Below are 17,801 nucleotides of genomic sequence, written 5' to 3' on the forward strand. Positions count from 1 at the left end.
CATGTGCGGCTCCGCCACGCGGGCGCGACAAGCCACAACGAGCCCGCAGCCGGCGAACAACCCCACCCCGAAGGGCGCTCACCCATAAACCGCCCGCAGAGCATCCCGCACCGCGGCAAGCGCGTCCCCCTCACCGAGTCCGAGCCGCCGAGCCCGCTCGGCATACCCCCGCGCCGCCACGGCAACCTCCCGCTCAGCCGCAGAGCCCGCGGCAGCGACGAACGTTCCGTTGCGCCCCCGCGTCTCGATCACCCCGTCCGCCTCCAGCGCCCGGTACGCCTTGGCGACCGTGTTCGCGGCGAGCCCCAGGGACTCGGCGAGTCCACGCACGGTGGGCAGCCGGTACCCGACCGGCAGCGCTCCCGACCGCGCCTGCTCGGAGATCTGCGCGCGCACCTGCTCGTAGGGCGGCGTGCCGTCGTCGATATGGATCTTCAAGGTCACCCGGCGATTGTCCCGTATCCCCGCGAAAATGAGAGGCGCCCGACCGTCCGGCCGCCGTAGCGTGCGCCCCCATGACCGTTCTTGTACGCGACCTGCGTTCCGACGACCCGGCCGATGTCGCGGTCTTCGCCCGGGTCCGCCATCGGGCCCTGCCGTTCATCCTGTGGACGCCGGAGGCCGTCGTGCACCGGCTCGTCCACACCCACCCGGACGCCCGGAGCCGGTCCCTGGTCGCGGAGGAGGACGGGGAGGTGATCGGCACGGCGCAGATCGGGCTGGTGCACGACAGCCCGGAGCCCGGTCAGGCCTTCCTGAACGTCTACGTCGATCCGGCGCGGGGCCGGCGCGGAGCCGGCGGCCTGCTGGTGCGTACGGCCGAGGAGTACCTGACCGGCGAGGGCGCGACGAAGCTGTACTCCTGGGTGCTGGACGGACCCGCCAACCTCGCCTTCGCCGAGCGGCACGGCTACGCACGCAGGCGCGCCGCGCACTTCCTCCGGCTGGACCTGGCGAACGCCGCGCTCCCGCCCCGGTGGGCCCCTCCCCCGGGTGTCGAGCTGCGCACCGCCGCCGACTACGCGGACGACCCCCGGCCCCTGTTCGAGCTGGACGCGGAGACGGTGGCGGACGAACCCAGCGACGTCGACGTCGAGTTCAGCGACTACGAGGCCTGGCTCGCGGAGACCTGGCGGCACCCGCTGCTCCACCGGGAACTGACCACGGTCGTGGTCGCCGACGGCCGCCCGGCCGCCTTCAGCGTCGCCTACACCGACGGCACCCGGTACGCGACCGCGATGACGGGCACGGTCCGCGCGCACCGCGGCCGGGGCCTGGCCAAGCTCGCCAAGACCGACTCCCTGCACCGGGCCCGCGCGGCCGGGTACACCGAGGCGCTCACCGGCAACGACACCGACAACGGCCCGATGCTCGCCATCAACAAGTGGCTCGGGTACGAGATCTGCGCGACGGAGGTGCGCCATGTCCGCGAAATCGGCTGAGCCTGCGACCGAGGTGAGCATCGCGCTCGTCAAGGCGGGCCGTACGAAGATCCGGTACCCGGCCACGCTGCTGCACGACGACGGCGTCCGCCTCGCCGTCCGCGCCCCCTGGGCCGGTGACGGCGTGCGCGACTTCGGCTTCGTGCGCTTCGAGGCCGGGGACGTCTTCACCGAGTACTACTGGCGCGACCGGTGGTACGCGGTGAAGGAGGTCAGGAGCGCGGCCGGTGTGCTGAAGGGCTGGTACTGCGACGTCACCCGCCCCGCCGTCCTGAGCGGCACGGAACTGGTCGTCGAGGACCTCGACCTGGACCTGTGGCGCTCCGCCGACGGCACGGACGTACGACGCCTGGACGAGGACGAGTTCGCCGAGAGCGGGCTGGCGGACCGAGACCCCGGGGCCGCTGCCGCCGCGGTGGCCGCGCTGGACGAACTGGAGCGGCTGGCCCGCGGGGACGGCTTCACCGGTCTGCTGGAATAGCGCGCCGCGCGGCTCACCCGTACGTCGCCACCACCGCGTACCGCTCGTCCGTCACCTCCCTGCCCCACAGCGAGGGATCGTCCGACAGCCGCTCGACCCGCGCCTGCCCGGCGAGCGGGTCGAGCAGGGCGGTGAGCCGGTCGGCGGGTATGCCGACCGGGGCGACGCTCCCCCACACGCCCTCGACCAGGACCAGCCGCCCCCGGGGGCGCAGCAACTGCCGCCAGTGGCGCAGGGCCCGGCCGGGATCGGGCAGCGTCCACAGGACGTGCCGGACCAGCACGGCGTCGAAGCGCTGCTCGCCCACGGGCGGTGCCGCGGCGTCACCGGTGAGGAACACCGCGTCACGGCCGGCGAGTTTGGTCCTGGCCAGCTCCACCATGGCCGGGGAGAGGTCGACGCCGGTGACGCGGTGCCCCTGCTCGGCCGCGAGGAGTGACAAGCTGCCGGTGCCGCAGCCCAGGTCGAGGACGTCGCCGGGCCGATGGGGCAGCCAGGAGGCCAACCGGGCGGCCCAGGCCCGGCGTACGTCCGCGTCGCGCAGGCCGTGGTCCGGTTCGTCGTCGAAGGAGGCGGCCAGCGCGTCCCAGTCGGCACCCGGCGCGGTCGATTCGTCACTGTTCCCACTCATGCGCCCAGGGTGACACCCGCCACTGACAACGGAGTCCGGGCGCGGGAACGTGACAACCGCCACTGACAGGGATGCATCGATGAGTGAGTCTCGGGGAAGGGGTCTACCTCCGTGAGAACGCGGAACCCGGTGGATCCGTAAGGAGGCAGCCATGCGCCGTCTGACCGTGCAGAAGCCCCTGAAGAAGACCGACGCCCGCCGAGTCCGCGAGGAGATCGACGAGCGCCCCTCGGGGCGCCCGGAGGTCCGCGAGGACATCGCGCGAACCTGGTGGCCGGAGAGCTGACGGCAGGCCGGGCATGAGACGCCTCAGAGCAGCCGCTTGCGGTAGTGGACGCGGTCGTAGGGCCCGTCCACTCTGCGTTCCACGACGTCGTACCCGTACCTCGGGTAGATCTCCTGGTTCTCCCACATCATCGCGTTCGTGTAGAGCCTGACCTCGGGCAGGCCCAGCGCACGCGCGTGCGCGTCCACGAACCGCAGCAGTCGCCGCCCCACTCCCCTGCCGTGCGCGTCGGGGTGGACGGCGATGCTGTCGAGGAAGAGATGGTCCGCGTGCGCCTCCAGGACGACGAGGCCCACGGGGCCCGCCCGGCCCGTGCCGGGCTCGTCGGTGACGAACACCTTCCCCGCCGCCACGTTCGCCGCGTGGTCCGCCTCCATGGGCTGCGGCACCATCCCGATGCGCTCGATGTAGGGGCGGTACGCGGCGTCGGTCACGGCCTTCACCGCCGGCACGTCCGAGCTGACGGCCGGCCGGATGCGCTGTCGTTCCATACCGCGAACGGTAGCTACCTCAGCCCAGCCTGAGCACTCCCTTAACGCGACCATAAGGATCTCCGTCACCCGCCTCCAGCAGGCGGTTCCGCGGTCTTCTGGGGCTAGCTTGCTGATCAACCCCACGGGTTCCGGCCCGAGTTCCCGCATCCCCAGTGACCGTTTCGAGGAGTTCCCCATGCCCGCACCGTCCGCGTCCCGCAGGGTCGCAGCCGTCGCCGTCGCCGGTCTCGCGCCGCTCGCCCTGACCACGTTGGCCGCCGCCCCCGCCGCGGCGCACGGCTCGATGGGCGACCCGGTCAGCCGGGTGTCGCAGTGCCACGCGGAAGGGCCCGAGAACCCGAGGTCGGCGGCGTGCAGGGCGGCGGTCGCGGCGGGCGGCACGCAGGCGCTCTACGACTGGAACGGCATCCGCATCGGCAACGCCGACGGCAAGCACCGGGAGCTGATCCCGGACGGCAAGCTGTGCAGCGCCAACGACCCGGCCTTCAAAGGCATGGACCTGGCCCGCGCCGACTGGCCCGCGACCGGCGTGTCCAGCGGCTCGTACACCTTCAAGTACCGCGTGACGGCCCCGCACAAGGGCACCTTCAAGGTGTACATCACCAAGCCCGGCTACGACCCGTCGCAGCCGCTCGGCTGGGGCGACCTGGACCTGTCCGCACCGGTGGCGACCTCCACCGACCCGGTCGCCTCGGGCGGCTTCTACACGTTCTCCGGCACGCTGCCCGAGCGGTCCGGCAAGCACCTGCTGTACGCGGTGTGGCAGCGCTCGGACAGCCCGGAGGCGTTCTACTCCTGCTCGGACGTCTCCTTCGGAGGCGACGGCGGCAGCGGCAGCGGCAGCGGCAGCGGCAGCGACGGTGCGGCCACCGGTGACGACACCGCGTCCGGCGACACCGCCGGTGGCACCGCGCCCGCGCCGGAGGCCTCCGTGCCGTCCGAGGAGCAGCTGGCGGCCGCGGCCGACAAGTCGACGATCGAGCACCACGGCCACGGCGACCAGGACGCGGAGACGACCACGGACCCGGCGGACGCCCCGGCCTCCCCTGCCGCCCCGGACGAGGCCCCCGGCAACGCCGCCGAACCCAACCGGGTCGAGGCCGCCGGCGGGGGCACCGAGAACCTCGCCGAGACCGGCGGGGACAGCAGCACGCCGTACCTCGCCGTCGGCGGTGCCGCCGCCCTGGCGCTCGGCGCGGCCGTCCTGTTCGCGTCGGTCCGCCGGCGCGCGACGGCCGGTGGCCGGCACGGCCACTGACCCGGAGCACGGGGGACGCGGGGGAACGCGGGGCCCGTCCGGCGGCTCAGGCCGGGCGGGCCCCGCGTGAGGCGGGCCGGGGTGCCGGGTCGCCGGTCAGCCGAAGACCGAGGCGCAGGTGGTCGGCGTGGCGTGCGCCGGGTCCAGGGCGTTGGTCACCTCGTGGAAGGCGATCCGGTCGGACAGCCCGATCGCCAGGTGCTCGGAGAGGTCGAGCGGGCACAGGTCCTGCAGCAGGACGTTGCGCACGCCGGGGCCGTCGAGGAACTGGCTGCGGTACGGCGTGACCACCTCGTCGTACTTCGTGGCGAGCACGGTGTAGCGCACGCCGGGCACGGTGTCGCCGCCCGCGTTGAGCCTGGTGAGGACGTCCGAGCCGACGACCTGGTCGGCGAGGGCGGGGGTGTGCTCGTTCAGCAGGTCCCCGACGCCGGGGAAGTACGGCAGCAGGTGGGTGAGGCCGGACAGCGTGGTGCCGTGGTTGCTGGGCGCGATGCCGACCAGGGCGTTCACCTTGGCGGCTCCGCCGAGGAACTTGAGGTAGTAGCGGGGCATCATGCCGCCCTGCGAGTGGCCGACGAGGTCGGTCTCGGCGGCGCCGGTCGCCGCGAGCACCTTGTCGACGTGGGCGGCCAGTTGTGCCGCCGACTCCTCGACCGGGCCGAGTCCGTGGAAGAGCGGGACGCCGGGCAGTTGGCCGTAGTCGAGGGAGAAGACGCAGTAGCCGCGGTTCTGGAGGTAGGGCGCGAGGCCCAGCCAGTTGTCGACGGAGTTCCCGAAGGTGCCGTGGACCAGGACGACGGGGCGGGGGTGGGCGGCGGAGGGCTTGCAGGTGTAGTCGTTCCAGCCGGAGCCGGGGCGGGCGCCCGTGGCGGTGGCGGTGGCGGCGGGGAACAGGGCGACCGCGGCGGTCAGCAGCAGGGCGGTCAGGGGTCTGAGCGCGCGTCTCCAGGGCAGCATCGGGTGATCTCCTTGCGGGGCAGGGGAGTTTCGATGACAGGACGCCCTGTGATCCGGATCACGGGATGCTGTTCACTCGTCAAGTTACGAGCGGGTAGTGCACGTGTGAAGTTACGCGTCAGTAAAAACTTCCAGCGCTAACCGGCCGTCACCAGCTGGGCCGCATCGGTCCGCCCGGCGCCACGCGCAGCAGGCCGTCGCGCAGCGCACGCACGCCGTCCTCGCCGAGCACCTCGGCCCACGCACCCACGGCCTCGGCGGCCGCCGCCTCCGCGGCCCGCGTACAGGCCCACCCCGCCTCCGTCATCACGACGAGCCGGGCGCGCGCGTCGGCGGGGTGCGGCCGGCGCTCGGCGTACCCCTTGCGGACCAGTTCGTCGACGAGCTGGCTGGCGGCCTGCTTGGTCATCCCGAGGTGCACGGCCAGGTCGGTGACCGTCGCGCCGTCCGGGGCGAGCCGGGCGAAGGCGAAACCGTGCGCGGGCCGCACATCCCCGAAGCCGCGGGCGACGACACCCTCGTGGATGCGCTGCGTGAGTCCGCCGGCCGCGGCGAGCAGGGCGGCGGTCAGGGCCATGGCGTCGGAGTTCTGCACGGGGGCATTGAAACACCCTTGACAGATTGGTCAAGCAGCTTGACCATAAAGGCTCCGAGATAGTCAAGCCACTTGACCATATGCCCAGAGGAGCCCCGTCATGCCCGTCGTCCGCTCGTCCGAAGGCGTCACCCACGAGATCCACGGCGCCCGTTTCGTCTCGTACGCCAACCCCCGCGTCGGCAGCGAGGAGCTGTGCGCCTGGCGGGGCGAGATCCCGGCGGGGACGAAGGCGCCCGCGCACACCGTCGACCGGGAGGAGATCTTCCACCTGCTCACCGGCGAGCTGCTGATCACCCTCGACGACCGCACCGAGCGTGTCACCGCGGGCGACACCGTGATCATCAACCCCGGGACGACCCTCGCCGTCGAGAACCCCACCGACCGGACCGCGACCTCCTGGGTCACCACCTCGGTCGGCCTGACGGCGGAGCTGGCCGACGGCACCCGCCTCACTCCCCCGTGGGCCAACTGACCCGCGGGGGCCTCACGCCGCCAGCGACCCCGGCATCACCGCCCTCGGCCCGAATTTCGCCCGCGCGCGGTCCGCGACCTCCTCGATCCGGCGGACCTTCTCGTCCACGGGGTCGAAGGTGAGCTGGTGGGAGGCCTGTTCGGCGGGTGCGAGCCCCTCGGCGCGCAGGGCGACCGTACGGACCCGGGCGCGCTGGAGGCCGAGCGCCTCGTACAGGTCGTACGCGGTCCGGCTCAGGGCCGCCGAGTGCGCGGTCGGCTCCTTCAGGGTGCGACTGCGGGTGGTGGCGGAGCGGTCGGCGTAGCGGACGGTGAGGGTGAGGGTGCGGCAGACCTTGCCCACGGCGCGCAGCCGGGCGCCCAGCTCCTCGGCGGCCGAGAGCAGGGCGCGGCGGTGGCGGTCGGGGTCGAGTTCGTCGCGGTCGAAGGGGCGGTCGGCGGCCAGGGACCGGGAGACGCCGTTGGGGACGACCCGGCCGCGGTCGACGCCCTGGGCCTTCTCGTACAGCTCGCGGCCGGTCTTCGCACCGACCAGGCGCTGGAGCGTGGACAGCGGCGCGGCGGCGACCCGGCCGAGGGTGTCGAGGCCGTACTCGCACAGGGTGCGGGCGGTCGCGGTGCCGACGCCGGGCAGCGTGGCGACGGGCTTGCCGGCGAGGAAGTCCCGCTCCTCCCCGCCGGGCACCGCGCGGGTCAGTCCCGGCCGGGCGTCGCGCAGCGCCATGCGGGCCAGCATCGGGCCGGGTCCGGCGCCGATCACGCAGTCCACGCCGTACAGCGCGAGGGCCCGGACCCGGATCACCGAGGCCAGTTCCACGGCGTCGCGTCCGAAGTACCGTTCGGCGCCGCGCAGGTCGGCCAGCGCGCCGTCGGGCGGCAGCGCCTCGACGACCGGCGTGAACTCCTCAAGGAGACCGAGCAGTTCGGGCAGGGCCGCCTCGCGCGTCGGCGGCAGCTGGAAACGTACGCAGAGAATCGTCATCCCGCACTCCCCGGGCTCTGGTGCCACAACTTCCTTCCGACCGCGGGCCCTTCGCCCGCGGGGCGCAGATCGGCCCAGGGATGCATCTCGTACCCGGTGGACATGCGGATCCTCCGCTGCTCCATCGGGTCCTGGGCCGCGGAGCCGGCCGGCGCGGGCCGCCCGTCCGAACCGGCGAGGCGGCGGCGCGCGGGGCCGCCCTCGGGGTCGTCGCCCTCCCGGTTTCCGCCCGCCGCCGCCAGCCGGGCGGCGACGCCCTCCAGACCCTCCTCGCGGCGCACCTCCAGCAGGTCGGCGAGGTTCCAGGCGGCGGAGCCGACGACGCTGAGGCTGCGCGGGCCGCGCCGTTGCACCACCCCGCGCACCAGCAGCAGCCAGGAGTGGAAGACGGTGTGGGCGCAGGCGTCGTGGGAGTCGTCGAAGAAGGCGAGATCGACCAGGCCGGAGCCGTCGTCGAGGGTGGAGAAGATGACCCGGCGGCCGGAGCGGACCGGCGGGGTCTGGGTGGCCGCCTTGGCGCCCGCGACCAGCACCGTCTCCCCGTGCCGTGCCTCGCGCAGCCGCTTGGCCGACACCACGCCCAGCTCGCGCAGGAAGGTGCGGTGGTCGTCCATCAGGTTGCGTGAGGCGTCCATGGAGAGCACGCCGAGTTCGGCGCTGAGCTTCTCCGCCGAGGTGAGGTCGGGCAGTCCGGCGGAGGCGGTCCTGCGTCCGCCGGACAGGGGGAGCTGGTCGCCGCGTCCGCCCCGGGCGCCGCGGTGCAGCTCGGTCAGGTGCAGTTGCAGGTCGCGGCGGTTGGCGCCGAACGCGTCCAGCGCACCGACCTGGGCGAGCCGTCCGGCCAGCGGCCTGCTGGGGCGGGCCCGTTCCCAGAAGTCGAGCAGGGAGGCGTAGGGCTGCCCCTCGGCGATCCGCTCCGCCTCGGCCTCGCTGATGCCGTGCACGTCGGAGAGGGCGAGGCGCAGGCCCCACGTGGCAGGCTTCCGTGACCGCGATTCAGACACCAGTTCGATCCTGTGTGCGACCCCGGACTTGTTCACGTCCAGCGGCAGGATCGGCACCCCGCGCCGCCGCGCGTCCGCCAGCAGCAGCCGCTTGGGGTACATGCCGGGGTCGTGGGTGAGCAACCCCGCGTAGAAGGCGGCCGGATGATGGGCCTTCAGCCACGCCGACTGGTAGGTCGGCACGGCGAAGGCGACGGCGTGCGCCTTGCAGAAGCCGTAGCTGCCGAACGCCTCGACGATCTCCCAGGTCCGCTGGATCGTTTCCGCGTCGTAACCGTTCGCCGTCGCGTGCTGCGCGAACCACACCTTGATCCGCCCCTGCGACTCCGGGTCGGAGAGGCCACGCCGCACCCGGTCCGCCTCGCCGCGTCCGCAGCCGGTCATGATGGCGACGATGTCGATGATCTGCTCGTGGAAGACGACGACCCCGTACGTCCCCTCCAGCGGCTCCGCCAGGTCCTCGTGCGGGTAGCGCACCGGCGCCCGCCCGTGCCGGGCCTCGATGAACGGCCGCACCATGTCGGCGGCGACCGGTCCCGGCCTGAAGAGCGAGATGTCGACCACGAGGTCGTGGAAGGTCGACGGCTGGAGCCTGCCGACCAGGTCCCGCTGGCCCGGCGACTCGATCTGGAAGCAGCCCAGCGTCTCGGCGGACCGGATCATCCGGTACGTCGCCGGGTCGCCCTCCGGTACGGCGTCCAGGTCGACCTCGGTGCCCGTGGCCCGCTTCACCTCGGCGACCGCGTGCGCCATCGCCGACTGCATCCGCACCCCGAGCACGTCCAGCTTGAGCAGCCCGAGGTCCTCCACGTCGTCCTTGTCGAACTGCGCCATCGGGAAGCCCTCGCCGCTGGTCGGCATGACCGGTGTACGGGAGAGCAGGGAGGCGTCGGACAGCAGGACGCCGCAGGGGTGCATGGCGACACCGCGCGGGAGGGCGTCCAGGCCCTCGACCAGCTCCCAGAGCTTGCCGTACCGCTCCCGCTCCCCCGCCAGTTCCCGCAGTTCGGGCAGTTCCTCCAGCGCCGCGCGGGCGTCGCGGGCGCGGATGTGCGGGAAGGACTTGGCGACGCGGTCGATCTCGGCCGGATCCATGGACAGGGCGGCGCCGACGTCGCGGATGGCGTGCCGCACCCGGTACGTCTCCGGCATGGCGACCGTGGCGACCCGCTCGGTGCCGAACCGGCCGATGATCGCGCGGTAGACCTCCAGGCGGCGCGCGGACTCCACGTCGATGTCGATGTCGGGCAGCACGACCCGTTCCTTGGACAGGAAGCGCTCCATCAGCAGCCCGTGCTCGACCGGGTCGGCGTGCGCGATGCCGAGCAGGTGGTTGACGAGCGAACCCGCGCCGGAGCCGCGCGCGGCGACCCGGATGCCCATGTGCCGTACGTCGTCCACGACCTGGGCGACGGTGAGGAAGTACGAGGCGAAGCCGTGGTGGGCGATGATGTCCAGCTCGTGGTGCATCCGCTCCCAGTACTCCCGGTGGTCCGGCCGCCGGTCGTAGCCGCGCCGCACCATGCCCGCCGCCGCCCGGGAGGCGAGCGTCCGCTGCGCGGTGCGGCGGCCGGCGCCGACGAGGTGCGGTTCGGGGAAGTGGACGGCGCCCATGCCGAGGTCGTCCTCGGGGTCGACCAGGCACTCGGCGGCCGTGGCCCGGGTCTGCTCCAGCAGGCGGTGCGCGGTGTCGCGCCCGAAGCCCGCGGACTCGACGATCCGCTCGGCGGCGTGCCGCATGGCACCGGCGTCCTTGAGCCAGGCCTCGCCGGAGTCCAGTTCCCTGGTGGCGCCGATCGGGACCAGGCGGCGGGCGGCGTCCAGGACGTCGGCGACCTCGCCCTGGCCGGGGTCGGCGTAACGGACGGCGTTGGAGAGCACCGGCCTCACGCCCTGTTCGGCGGCGAAGCCCACGGTGCGGGAGGCCAGCCGCAGGGAGCCGGGGCCGGTGCCCTCGCGGCCGTGCCAGACGGCCTCCAGGCGCAGGGCGTCGCCGTAGACCTCCCGCCAGGGGGCGAGGAGCCGCGCCGCGCGGTCGGGGCGCCCTGCGGCGAGGGCGCGGCCGACCTCGGAGTCGGGGCCGAGCAGAACGGTCAAACCGTCGGCGTGGTTGTCGGGCCAGGACAGCAGCGGGGTGCCCTCGGCCGTGTGGGCGGCGGAGACCAGGCGGCACAGGTCGGCCCAGCCACGGGCGCCGTCGCGGGCGAGGAACGTCACCCGGGGGGCCGACTCGTCGACGAAGGCGCCGCCGCGCACGGGGACGCGGCGCCGGTCCCGGCGTACGGAGGTCTCCGTGCGGTCGGCTTCGGGCTCGGGGGCCGCCACCGCCAGCTCCGCGCCGAACAGGGGGCGGACGCCCGCCTTCGCGCAGGCCTTGGCGAAGCGGACCGTGCCCGCGAGGGTGTCGCGGTCGGTGAGGGCGAGGGCGTCCATGCCCCGCTCGACGGCGCGCTCGGCCAGCCGCTCCGGGTGGGAGGCGCCGTAGCGGGCGGAGAACCCGGAGACGGTGTGCAGATGCGTGAAACCCGGCACGCGCACCTCCCGACTCATGGACCCGACGCATGACCGAACGCCATTATCGAACGTCTGTTCCCAGCTACCTCACCCACCATACCTCCATCCTCGAATATGTGTGCGACATCCGTTCGGCCCCGCCCCACCTGCGCAAACGCCCCCCGACCAGGACTGTGGGGACATGTCACACACACCGGGCCCCGGCACGCGAAGCGGCTCCTTCCTCGGTGAGGTGAAGGACGCCGTCACCCCGCGGGCCACCCTGCTGGTGCTCGGCGTGATCGCGCTCCAGCTGCTGTTCATCGCCTCCTACGTGGGGGCGCTGCACGACCCGAGACCGAAGGACGTGCCCTTCGGGGTGGTCGCGCCCGGGGCGGCCGCCGGGCGGACGGTGGACCGGCTGGAGCGGCTGCCCGGCTCCCCGCTGGACCCGCGCGCGGTGGCCGACGAGGCGAGCGCCCGGCGGCAGATCGTGAACCGGGACATCGACGGCGCCCTGGTCCTCGACCCCTCCGGCCGCACCGACACCCTGCTGGTCGCCTCCGGCGGCGGCACCGTCCTCGCCACCACCCTGGAGGGCATCGTCGGCAAGGCGGAGAAGGCCGAGAGACGCGCGGTGCGGGTGGTCGACGTGGCCCCGGCCTCGTCCCACGACTTCGACGGGCTGTCGTCCTTCTACCTGGTCGTGGGCTGGTGCGTCGGCGGCTACCTGTGCGCCTCGATCCTGGCGATCAGCACCGGCGCCCGGCCGGCCAACCCGCGCCGGGCGGCGATCCGGCTCATCGTGATGGCGCTGGTCGCGATCGTCGGCGGACTCGGCGGCGCGGTGATCATCGGGCCGATCCTGGGCGCGCTGCCCGGCGGCGTGCTGGACCTGTGGGGGCTCGGCGCGCTGATCACCTTCGCGGTGGGCGCCGCCACGCTCGCCCTCCAGGGCGTCTTCGGGATCGTCGGCATCGGTCTGGCGATCCTGCTGGTGGTGATCGCGGGCAACCCGAGCGCGGGCGGCGCCTTCCCACTGCCACTGCTCCCGCCGTTCTGGAAGGCGATCGGCCCGGCGCTGCCACCGGGCGCGGGCACCTGGGCGGCCCGCTCGATCGCCTACTTCAAGGGGAACGACGTGACCGCCTCCCTGCTGGTGCTGTGGGCGTGGGCGGTCGCGGGAACGGTGATCACGATGCTGGCGGCCGTGCTGCCGCGCCGCGGACGGCAGGAGACGGAGCTGCCGCCCGCGCGGGCCGGCTGACCGTCGTACGGCCGACCCTCGTACGGCCGGCCGTCGTACGGGCGCGGGAGCCGCGGGCGGACACGCGGAAGTCCCGCCCCTCGCGCGCGGGACGGGACTTCACAGGTGTGCGGGTACCGCTGCTCAGCCGATCTGCGTACCGGTGGCCGACAGGGCCTCCGTCACCGGCTGGAAGAAGGTCTCGCCGCCCGAGGTGCAGTCGCCGCTGCCGCCGGAGGTGAGGCCGACGGCCTTGTCGCCCGAGAAGAGCGAGCCGCCGCTGTCGCCGGGCTCGGCGCACACGTCGGTCTGGATCAGGCCGTTGACGATGTCGCCGTTGCCGTAGTTCACGGTGGCGTCCAGGCCGGTCACCGTCCCGTCGTGCACCTGGGTGGTGGAACCGCTGCGGGTCACCTGCATGCCGACGGTGGCCTCGGCGGCGCCCGAGATGGCCTGCGAGGAGCCGTTGTAGAGGTTCACCTCGCTCGGGTGGTCCACGTCGGCGGTGTACTTGACCAGGCCGTAGTCGTTGTCGGGGAAGCTGGACGCCTCGTTCTCGCCGATGACGTTCCCGGAGGAGTCCGACCAGGTCGAGATGGACTCGGTGCAGTGGCCGGCGGTGATGAAGTACGGCTCACCGCCCTTGGTCACGTTGAAGCCGAGCGAGCAGCGCCCGCCGCCTCCGGTGATGGCGTCGCCGCCCGCGACGAAGGGCTTGTACTCACCCTTGGTCCGCTTCAGCTCGGCCTTGGCCCCCAGCCCGTCGACCACCTTGGTCAGCTTGGCCAGTTCGGCCTGGGAGACCGTGCGGTCGGCGGTGACGACGACCTTGTTGGTGGTCGGGTCGGTCGCCCAGGACGTGCCCGGGATGGTCGCGTCCTTCGTGAGAGTGGTGCGCGCGCTCTTCAGGTCGGCGAGCGAGTTCTCGACGACTCTCGCCTTGGCGCCCGCCTCCTGGACGGTGTGCGCGGCACTCTCGTCGAGCACGTTGACGACGAGGCTCTTGGCCTGCGCGTCGTAGTACGTGCCGGCCGCGTCGGCGCCGAGGTCGCCGAGCAGTGTGGAGGCGAGCTTTCCGGCCGCCGTGACCGACAGGGTCTCGGGCGCGGCGGTCTTCGGGGCCTCGCTGGCGTTCGCGGTCTGGAAGGTGACTCCGGCCGCGACCAGTGCGGTGATTCCCGCACCTACCACGGCGACCCGCCGCCTGGGTATGCGTCGGTGCTTCAACTCACGTCCTCCTGTGGGGGGTCGGCCCGGAGGTTGTGGGGACCTCGCGGACCGGAAGGCTGGTTGACGAGCGTTGACTCTTCCGATTCCACAGGCCGCACACAAGGTCGGCTCCAGGACGTGCGCACGACAACTCCAGGGTGGTCACACGGCCTTCACCGTTCGCTTCCCTCTCAGCGGGATGCGCGGACCCGCAGTCCGGACGCGGGAGAGCCCCCGCACACCTCTCGGTGCACGGGGGCTCGTCGCACCGCCGGCCGCGCGGTACGGGACGGGCGGGCCGGTCAGTAGACGCTGACGCCGTAGGCGCTCAGGGCCTCCGTCACCGGCTGGAAGAACGTCGTCCCGCCGGAGGAGCAGTTGCCGCTGCCGCCGGAGGTCAGACCGTACGCGGTGCCGTTGCTGCCGTAGAGCGAGCCGCCGGAGTCGCCGGGCTCGGCGCAGACCGTCGTCTGGATCAGGCCGGAGACCACGTCGCCGCCGCCGTAGTTGACGGTGGCGTTCAGGGCGGTGACCCGGCCGCTGTGGGTGCCGGTGGTGGAGCCGTCGCGGATGACGGTGGTGCCCACGCTCGGGGTGGCCGCGCGGGTGATGTCCACGCCGTTGGCGGTGCCGGGCCGGGAGACGGATCCCGTGTACTGCACGATGCCGTAGTCGTTGCCCGGGAAGCTGGAGCCCGCCGTCTGTCCGATGACGGTGCCTCCGGAGCTGGCGCGCCAGGCGCCGGCGCCGTCGGTGCAGTGTCCGGCGGTCAGGAAGTACTCGGCGCCGTTGCTGGCACGGACGTTGAAGCCGAGGGAGCAGCGCCAGCTGCTCGCGTAGATGGCGTCGCCGCCCTGGATGAGCTTGTTGAACTTACCGGGGGTGCGCTTGATCGTGAGCGCGTCGGCCTTGTCGCCGGCCTGCTCCTTGATCTTCGCGATCTCGGCCTGGGAGACGGTGCTGTCGATGGTGACGAGCACCCGGCCGGACTTGCTGTCGACGGCCCAGGCGGTGCCGGGGACGTCGGCCTGGAGCACCGCGCCGCTGGCACTGCTCAGCTCGGCGGCGCTGAAGGTGGCCGGGGTGGATGCCGCGTTCGCGCTGGGGATCGCGACGGCGGCAGCGGCCACGAGGCCGGTGGATACGGCGATCAGCCGAGTCCGTCTCGTGATGCCGCTGCGGGGGGTGGTGCGCTTGATCCTCACTTTTCGTTCCTCCACAGGGGAAGTCGGGGGCCCCTCTCGTGGGGATGGGGGCCCGTGAGGCGCAGTCAGGGACGGACCTCCGGGTTCCGAATACGTCGTGCCCCTGACAAGCGCTGAGGTTGAAGTCTCGGCCGAACGACCGGTCGGCGCAAGAGGGCCTTTCGGTCGTCCGCCTTTGAACGGTCTTTACCAACCCCGGCCGGTCCCGGCGCAGTTCGCGCTCCCCCGCCGCGACGTGGGCCTCCAGGGTCTTCCCCGGCGGCGGGAAGGTGCAGACGGAGGCGCAGACGAAGTGGTCGGCCAACGCGACGCTCGTCCGGAGCGTGTGCTCCCGCCCGTCCGGCTCGAAGGCCGGTTCCCCGCCGAGTACCGGCCCACGCTCCCGGCCGTCCGCGTTCGGCGACCCGCACGCCGCGCGGCCCCGCGTCGCCGTCCGTCGTCCACTGCCCGGGGATGTCCGGAAGTTGCCCGTCCGGATGGTCCTCCGGCCAGTGGGTGCCGGTCGGCGCGAGCAATCCGTAGGGCGCCGGGACCGTGGCGACGCGCTCGTCGCGCCACCGCCGCCACCCGAGGTTCAAGCCTTCCACACCGGTTCGGCCAGGCCGAGGTGGGAGCGCAGGGTGGCGCCCTGGTACTCGGTACGGAACGCGCCGCGCTCCTGCAGCAACGGGACCACCCGGTCCACGAACTCGTCCAGCCCGCCCGGGGTCAGGTGCGGTACGAGGATGAAGCCGTCGGCGGCGTCCCGCGCCACGAACTCCGTCAGTTCGGTCGCGACCTCCCCGGGTGTGCCCACGAAGGACTGCCGGGCGCCCGCCTCGATCACGGTCTGCCGGATGGACAACCCCCGCTCCTGCGCCAGGGCCCGCCACTTCTCGGCGGTCGCGACGCTGTCGCCCTGCCGGGTCCGCCCCTGGCTGAGCTGCGGATCGGGCACCGGGTCGACGTCGGGCAGCGGCCCGTCGGGGTCGTAGCCGGACAGGTCGACACCCCAGATCTGCTCCAGCGTGAGCAGCGCGGTCTGCGGGGAGACCTGCTGCCACCGGATCTCCTCGGCCCGCTCCTGCGCCTCGGCGGCGGTGTCCCCGAGGACGACGGTGACGCCGGGCATGATCTTGAGGTCTCCGGGGCTCCGGCCGTACTTCGCCAGGCGGCGTTTCACGTCGGCGTAGAAGGCGCGCCCCGCCTCCAGGGTGCCGTGGCGGGTGAAGATCACGTCCGCCGAGGAGGCGGCGAACTCCCGGCCCTCGTCGGAGTCGCCCGCCTGGATCACCACCGGGTGCCCCTGCGGGGAGCGGGGCAGCGTGAACTCGCCCGCGATGTCGAAGTGCCGCCCGTGGTGGGCGAAGGGGCGGGGGGTGCCGTCCGGGGTCCAGGAGTCCCACAGCTTCCGTGCCGTCGCCACGAACTCGGCGGCCCGGGTGTACCTCTCGGCCCGGTCCAGGTAGCCGCCGCGCCGGAAGTTCTCGCCGGTGAAGGCGTCGGAGGAGGTCACCACGTTCCAGGCCGCCCGGCCGCCGCTGAGGTGGTCCAGGGTGGCGAGCCGGCGGGCGAGTTCGTAGGGCTCGTTGAAGGTGGCGTTGACCGTGGCGGCGAGTCCGAGACGTCCGGTGACGGCGGCGAGCGCGTTCAGCACGGTCAGGGACTCGGGGCGGCCGACCACGTCCAGGTCGTGGATGCGGCCCTTGTGCTCGCGCAGCCGCAGCCCCTCGGCGAGGAAGAAGAAGTCGAACAGGCCGCGTTCGGCGGTGCGGGCGAGGTGCTCGAAGGAGGCGAAGTCGATCTGCGAACCCGAGCGCGGATCGGCCCAGACGGTGGTGTTGTTGACGCCCGGGAAGTGGGCGGCGAGGTGCATCGGCTTCGGCTGCATCGGCTTGGGTCCGGTCATGACGCTCCCTGCGCGACGGCGTACTGGTTGGCGGGCCGGGTCAGGCCCAGGTGGTCCCGGAGGGTGCTGCCCGGGTAGAAGGTGCGGAACAGGCCCCGGTGCTGGAGCAGCGACACGGTGCCGTTGACGAGGCGTTCCAGGTCGCTGTGCGGCTCGACCGGCGTGAGGTGGAAGCCGTCGACGACGCCGTCCCGGTGCCAGGAGGCGATGAGTTCGGCGAGGTCCACGGGGCCGCCGCGGTACTGCGGGCCGCGTGGCGTGGCGCGGGGGCCGCCGCCGCCGTGGCCGGGTTCGGCCGCGTACTCGCCGTCCCCGAGGTCGACGTCCAGGGCGGCGAGGACCCGCAGGTCGTCCGGGTCGCGGCCGTGCGCCGCGGCGGACGCCCGCAGTTCGGCCCGCGCGGCGGCGGCCCGGGCGGGGAGCGCGGTGCGCACGAGCGCCACGTCGGCGTACCGGGCCGCGACCGCCCGGGCGGCCCGGTCGGTGGCGTCGACCACGCGCACGGGGTGCCCCTGCGGGGGCCGCGGCACGATCGAGGGGCCCTTGACGGAGAAGGCGGTGCCGGTGAAGTCGACGTGGTGGAGCTTGTCCCGGTCGACGAAGCGGCCGGTGGCCACGTCCCGGATCTCGGCGTCGTCCTCCCAGCTGTCCCACAGGCGCGCCGCCACGTCGGCCACCTCGCCGGCCTCCTGCCAGAGGGCGTCGGCGGGGGCGGCGTGGCGGCGGCCGAAGAGGCGGGCCTCGCCCTCGCTGGTGGACACCTCGATCCGCCAGCCCGCCCGGCCGCGGCTGACCCAGTCCAGGGTCGCCACGGCCGCCTGGACGTGGAAGGGCTCGGTGTGGGTGGTGGTGACGGTCGGGACGAGGCCGACGCGCCGCGTGGCGGGCGCCACCCGGGACAGCACGGAGAGCGCGTCGGGACCGGGGCGGGCGAGGCTGTCGCCCAGGGTCACGAAGTCGAGCGCGCCCCGTTCGGCGAGCCGGGCGGCCGCCGTGAACTCGTCGGCGTCGTACACCGACCGCCGGTCCAGGGCGGTCGCCAGGTGCAGTCGCCGTCTGCCGTGGGAGGAGGTCATGCGGGGTCATCCCTTTCCGTCTGCTGCTGTCTGCTTCTGCCTACGTCTGTCTGCCGCTGTCTGCGCCAACAGGGCTG

17 protein-coding genes are annotated in these 17,801 nt (G+C 73.3%); 6 read left to right on the top strand and 11 right to left on the bottom strand.

The window, feature by feature from the left end; all coding sequences use genetic code 11:
* Window positions 1-78: 78 nt before the first annotated feature.
* The gene (locus ACZ56V_RS27855; RefSeq protein ID WP_398916599.1) at window positions 79-444 is read right to left on the bottom strand and encodes a GntR family transcriptional regulator; all 366 of its coding nucleotides are present in this window, start codon (window positions 442-444) and stop codon (window positions 79-81) included.
* A 71-nt stretch (window positions 445-515) separates the two neighbouring features.
* Here ACZ56V_RS27855 and ACZ56V_RS27860 point away from each other — a divergent pair, with 71 nt between their 5' ends.
* Both ACZ56V_RS27860 and ACZ56V_RS27865 read left to right on the top strand, forming a co-directional pair.
* Window positions 516-1,442 carry a GNAT family N-acetyltransferase gene (locus tag ACZ56V_RS27860; protein ID WP_398916597.1) on the top strand — a complete coding sequence of 309 codons (927 nt, stop codon included), beginning with the start codon at window positions 516-518 and terminating at the stop codon, window positions 1,440-1,442.
* A complete protein-coding gene (locus tag ACZ56V_RS27865) occupies window positions 1,423-1,923 on the top strand; it encodes a DUF402 domain-containing protein (protein WP_398916595.1) in 501 nt (166 codons plus the stop codon). The genes ACZ56V_RS27860 and ACZ56V_RS27865 overlap by 20 nt, the downstream gene beginning before the upstream one ends.
* A gap of 13 nt (window positions 1,924-1,936) precedes the next feature.
* Here the strand turns inward: ACZ56V_RS27865 and ACZ56V_RS27870 are convergent, their stop codons facing one another.
* Window positions 1,937-2,554 (bottom strand): class I SAM-dependent methyltransferase, encoded by a 618-nt coding sequence (locus ACZ56V_RS27870; protein WP_398916594.1) that lies wholly within the window; start codon window positions 2,552-2,554, stop codon window positions 1,937-1,939.
* A 151-nt stretch (window positions 2,555-2,705) separates the two neighbouring features.
* Here ACZ56V_RS27870 and ACZ56V_RS27875 point away from each other — a divergent pair, with 151 nt between their 5' ends.
* A complete protein-coding gene (locus tag ACZ56V_RS27875) occupies window positions 2,706-2,840 on the top strand; it encodes a hypothetical protein (RefSeq protein WP_104636291.1) in 135 nt (44 codons plus the stop codon).
* A 23-nt stretch (window positions 2,841-2,863) separates the two neighbouring features.
* Here ACZ56V_RS27875 and ACZ56V_RS27880 read toward each other — a convergent pair whose 3' ends face one another.
* Window positions 2,864-3,331, bottom strand: coding sequence for a GNAT family N-acetyltransferase (locus tag ACZ56V_RS27880; RefSeq protein WP_468945998.1), 468 nt, complete (start codon window positions 3,329-3,331; stop codon window positions 2,864-2,866).
* Between the two features lie 178 nt (window positions 3,332-3,509).
* On the opposite strand from ACZ56V_RS27880, the gene ACZ56V_RS27885 reads away from it, so the two are divergent.
* On the top strand, window positions 3,510-4,592 hold the full coding sequence (locus ACZ56V_RS27885; protein ID WP_468946001.1) for a lytic polysaccharide monooxygenase auxiliary activity family 9 protein: 1,083 nt from the start codon (window positions 3,510-3,512) through the stop codon (window positions 4,590-4,592).
* A gap of 96 nt (window positions 4,593-4,688) precedes the next feature.
* Here the strand turns inward: ACZ56V_RS27885 and ACZ56V_RS27890 are convergent, their stop codons facing one another.
* Window positions 4,689-5,552, bottom strand: a complete 864-nt coding sequence (locus ACZ56V_RS27890; RefSeq protein ID WP_467384250.1) for an esterase/lipase family protein — start codon at window positions 5,550-5,552, stop codon at window positions 4,689-4,691.
* A gap of 148 nt (window positions 5,553-5,700) precedes the next feature.
* Window positions 5,701-6,147: a MarR family winged helix-turn-helix transcriptional regulator gene (locus ACZ56V_RS27895; protein WP_356365493.1), complete on the bottom strand. Its 447-nt coding sequence runs from the start codon at window positions 6,145-6,147 to the stop codon at window positions 5,701-5,703.
* Between the two features lie 100 nt (window positions 6,148-6,247).
* Here ACZ56V_RS27895 and ACZ56V_RS27900 point away from each other — a divergent pair, with 100 nt between their 5' ends.
* Window positions 6,248-6,622: a cupin domain-containing protein gene (locus ACZ56V_RS27900; protein ID WP_468946006.1), complete on the top strand. Its 375-nt coding sequence runs from the start codon at window positions 6,248-6,250 to the stop codon at window positions 6,620-6,622.
* A 12-nt stretch (window positions 6,623-6,634) separates the two neighbouring features.
* Here the strand turns inward: ACZ56V_RS27900 and ACZ56V_RS27905 are convergent, their stop codons facing one another.
* On the bottom strand, window positions 6,635-7,603 hold the full coding sequence (locus ACZ56V_RS27905; RefSeq protein ID WP_468946009.1) for a DNA polymerase Y family protein: 969 nt from the start codon (window positions 7,601-7,603) through the stop codon (window positions 6,635-6,637).
* A complete protein-coding gene (locus ACZ56V_RS27910) occupies window positions 7,600-11,139 on the bottom strand; it encodes a DNA polymerase III subunit alpha (protein WP_467384255.1) in 3,540 nt (1,179 codons plus the stop codon). Before ACZ56V_RS27910 ends, ACZ56V_RS27905 begins: the two co-directional genes overlap by 4 nt.
* Before the next feature lie 163 nt (window positions 11,140-11,302).
* On the opposite strand from ACZ56V_RS27910, the gene ACZ56V_RS27915 reads away from it, so the two are divergent.
* Window positions 11,303-12,367 carry an ABC-2 transporter permease gene (locus tag ACZ56V_RS27915; RefSeq protein WP_467384256.1) on the top strand — a complete coding sequence of 355 codons (1,065 nt, stop codon included), beginning with the start codon at window positions 11,303-11,305 and terminating at the stop codon, window positions 12,365-12,367.
* Between the two features lie 123 nt (window positions 12,368-12,490).
* Here ACZ56V_RS27915 and ACZ56V_RS27920 read toward each other — a convergent pair whose 3' ends face one another.
* The 4 genes from ACZ56V_RS27920 to ACZ56V_RS27935 form a co-directional block, all read right to left on the bottom strand.
* Window positions 12,491-13,573 (bottom strand): S1 family peptidase, encoded by a 1,083-nt coding sequence (locus ACZ56V_RS27920; protein ID WP_398916585.1) that lies wholly within the window; start codon window positions 13,571-13,573, stop codon window positions 12,491-12,493.
* Between the two features lie 284 nt (window positions 13,574-13,857).
* Window positions 13,858-14,760 carry a S1 family peptidase gene (locus tag ACZ56V_RS27925; RefSeq protein ID WP_398916583.1) on the bottom strand — a complete coding sequence of 301 codons (903 nt, stop codon included), beginning with the start codon at window positions 14,758-14,760 and terminating at the stop codon, window positions 13,858-13,860.
* Between the two features lie 574 nt (window positions 14,761-15,334).
* Entirely contained in the window at window positions 15,335-16,648 is a 1,314-nt protein-coding gene (locus ACZ56V_RS27930; RefSeq protein ID WP_398916581.1) for an NtaA/DmoA family FMN-dependent monooxygenase, read from the bottom strand.
* A complete protein-coding gene (locus ACZ56V_RS27935) occupies window positions 16,645-17,724 on the bottom strand; it encodes an LLM class flavin-dependent oxidoreductase (RefSeq protein ID WP_468946015.1) in 1,080 nt (359 codons plus the stop codon). Before ACZ56V_RS27935 ends, ACZ56V_RS27930 begins: the two co-directional genes overlap by 4 nt.
* Between the last annotated feature and the right edge of the window lie 77 nt (window positions 17,725-17,801).

Source organism: Streptomyces sp. NPDC034099 (assembly GCF_055575415.1).

Excerpts from the sequence above, each read along its gene's own strand:
- ACZ56V_RS27860 (WP_398916597.1), top strand. The coding sequence starts at position 516 with ATGACCGTTCTTGTACGCGACCTGCGTTCCGACGACCCGGCCGATGTC.
- ACZ56V_RS27865 (WP_398916595.1), top strand. The coding sequence starts at position 1,423 with ATGTCCGCGAAATCGGCTGAGCCTGCGACCGAGGTGAGCATCGCGCTC.
- ACZ56V_RS27870 (WP_398916594.1), bottom strand. The coding sequence starts at position 2,554 with ATGAGTGGGAACAGTGACGAATCGACCGCGCCGGGTGCCGACTGGGAC.
- ACZ56V_RS27875 (WP_104636291.1), top strand. The coding sequence starts at position 2,706 with ATGCGCCGTCTGACCGTGCAGAAGCCCCTGAAGAAGACCGACGCCCGC.
- ACZ56V_RS27880 (WP_468945998.1), bottom strand. The coding sequence starts at position 3,331 with ATGGAACGACAGCGCATCCGGCCGGCCGTCAGCTCGGACGTGCCGGCG.
- ACZ56V_RS27885 (WP_468946001.1), top strand. The coding sequence starts at position 3,510 with ATGCCCGCACCGTCCGCGTCCCGCAGGGTCGCAGCCGTCGCCGTCGCC.
- ACZ56V_RS27890 (WP_467384250.1), bottom strand. The coding sequence starts at position 5,552 with ATGCTGCCCTGGAGACGCGCGCTCAGACCCCTGACCGCCCTGCTGCTG.
- ACZ56V_RS27900 (WP_468946006.1), top strand. The coding sequence starts at position 6,248 with ATGCCCGTCGTCCGCTCGTCCGAAGGCGTCACCCACGAGATCCACGGC.
- ACZ56V_RS27905 (WP_468946009.1), bottom strand. The coding sequence starts at position 7,603 with ATGACGATTCTCTGCGTACGTTTCCAGCTGCCGCCGACGCGCGAGGCG.
- ACZ56V_RS27915 (WP_467384256.1), top strand. The coding sequence starts at position 11,303 with ATGTCACACACACCGGGCCCCGGCACGCGAAGCGGCTCCTTCCTCGGT.
- ACZ56V_RS27930 (WP_398916581.1), bottom strand. The coding sequence starts at position 16,648 with ATGACCGGACCCAAGCCGATGCAGCCGAAGCCGATGCACCTCGCCGCC.
- ACZ56V_RS27935 (WP_468946015.1), bottom strand. The coding sequence starts at position 17,724 with ATGACCTCCTCCCACGGCAGACGGCGACTGCACCTGGCGACCGCCCTG.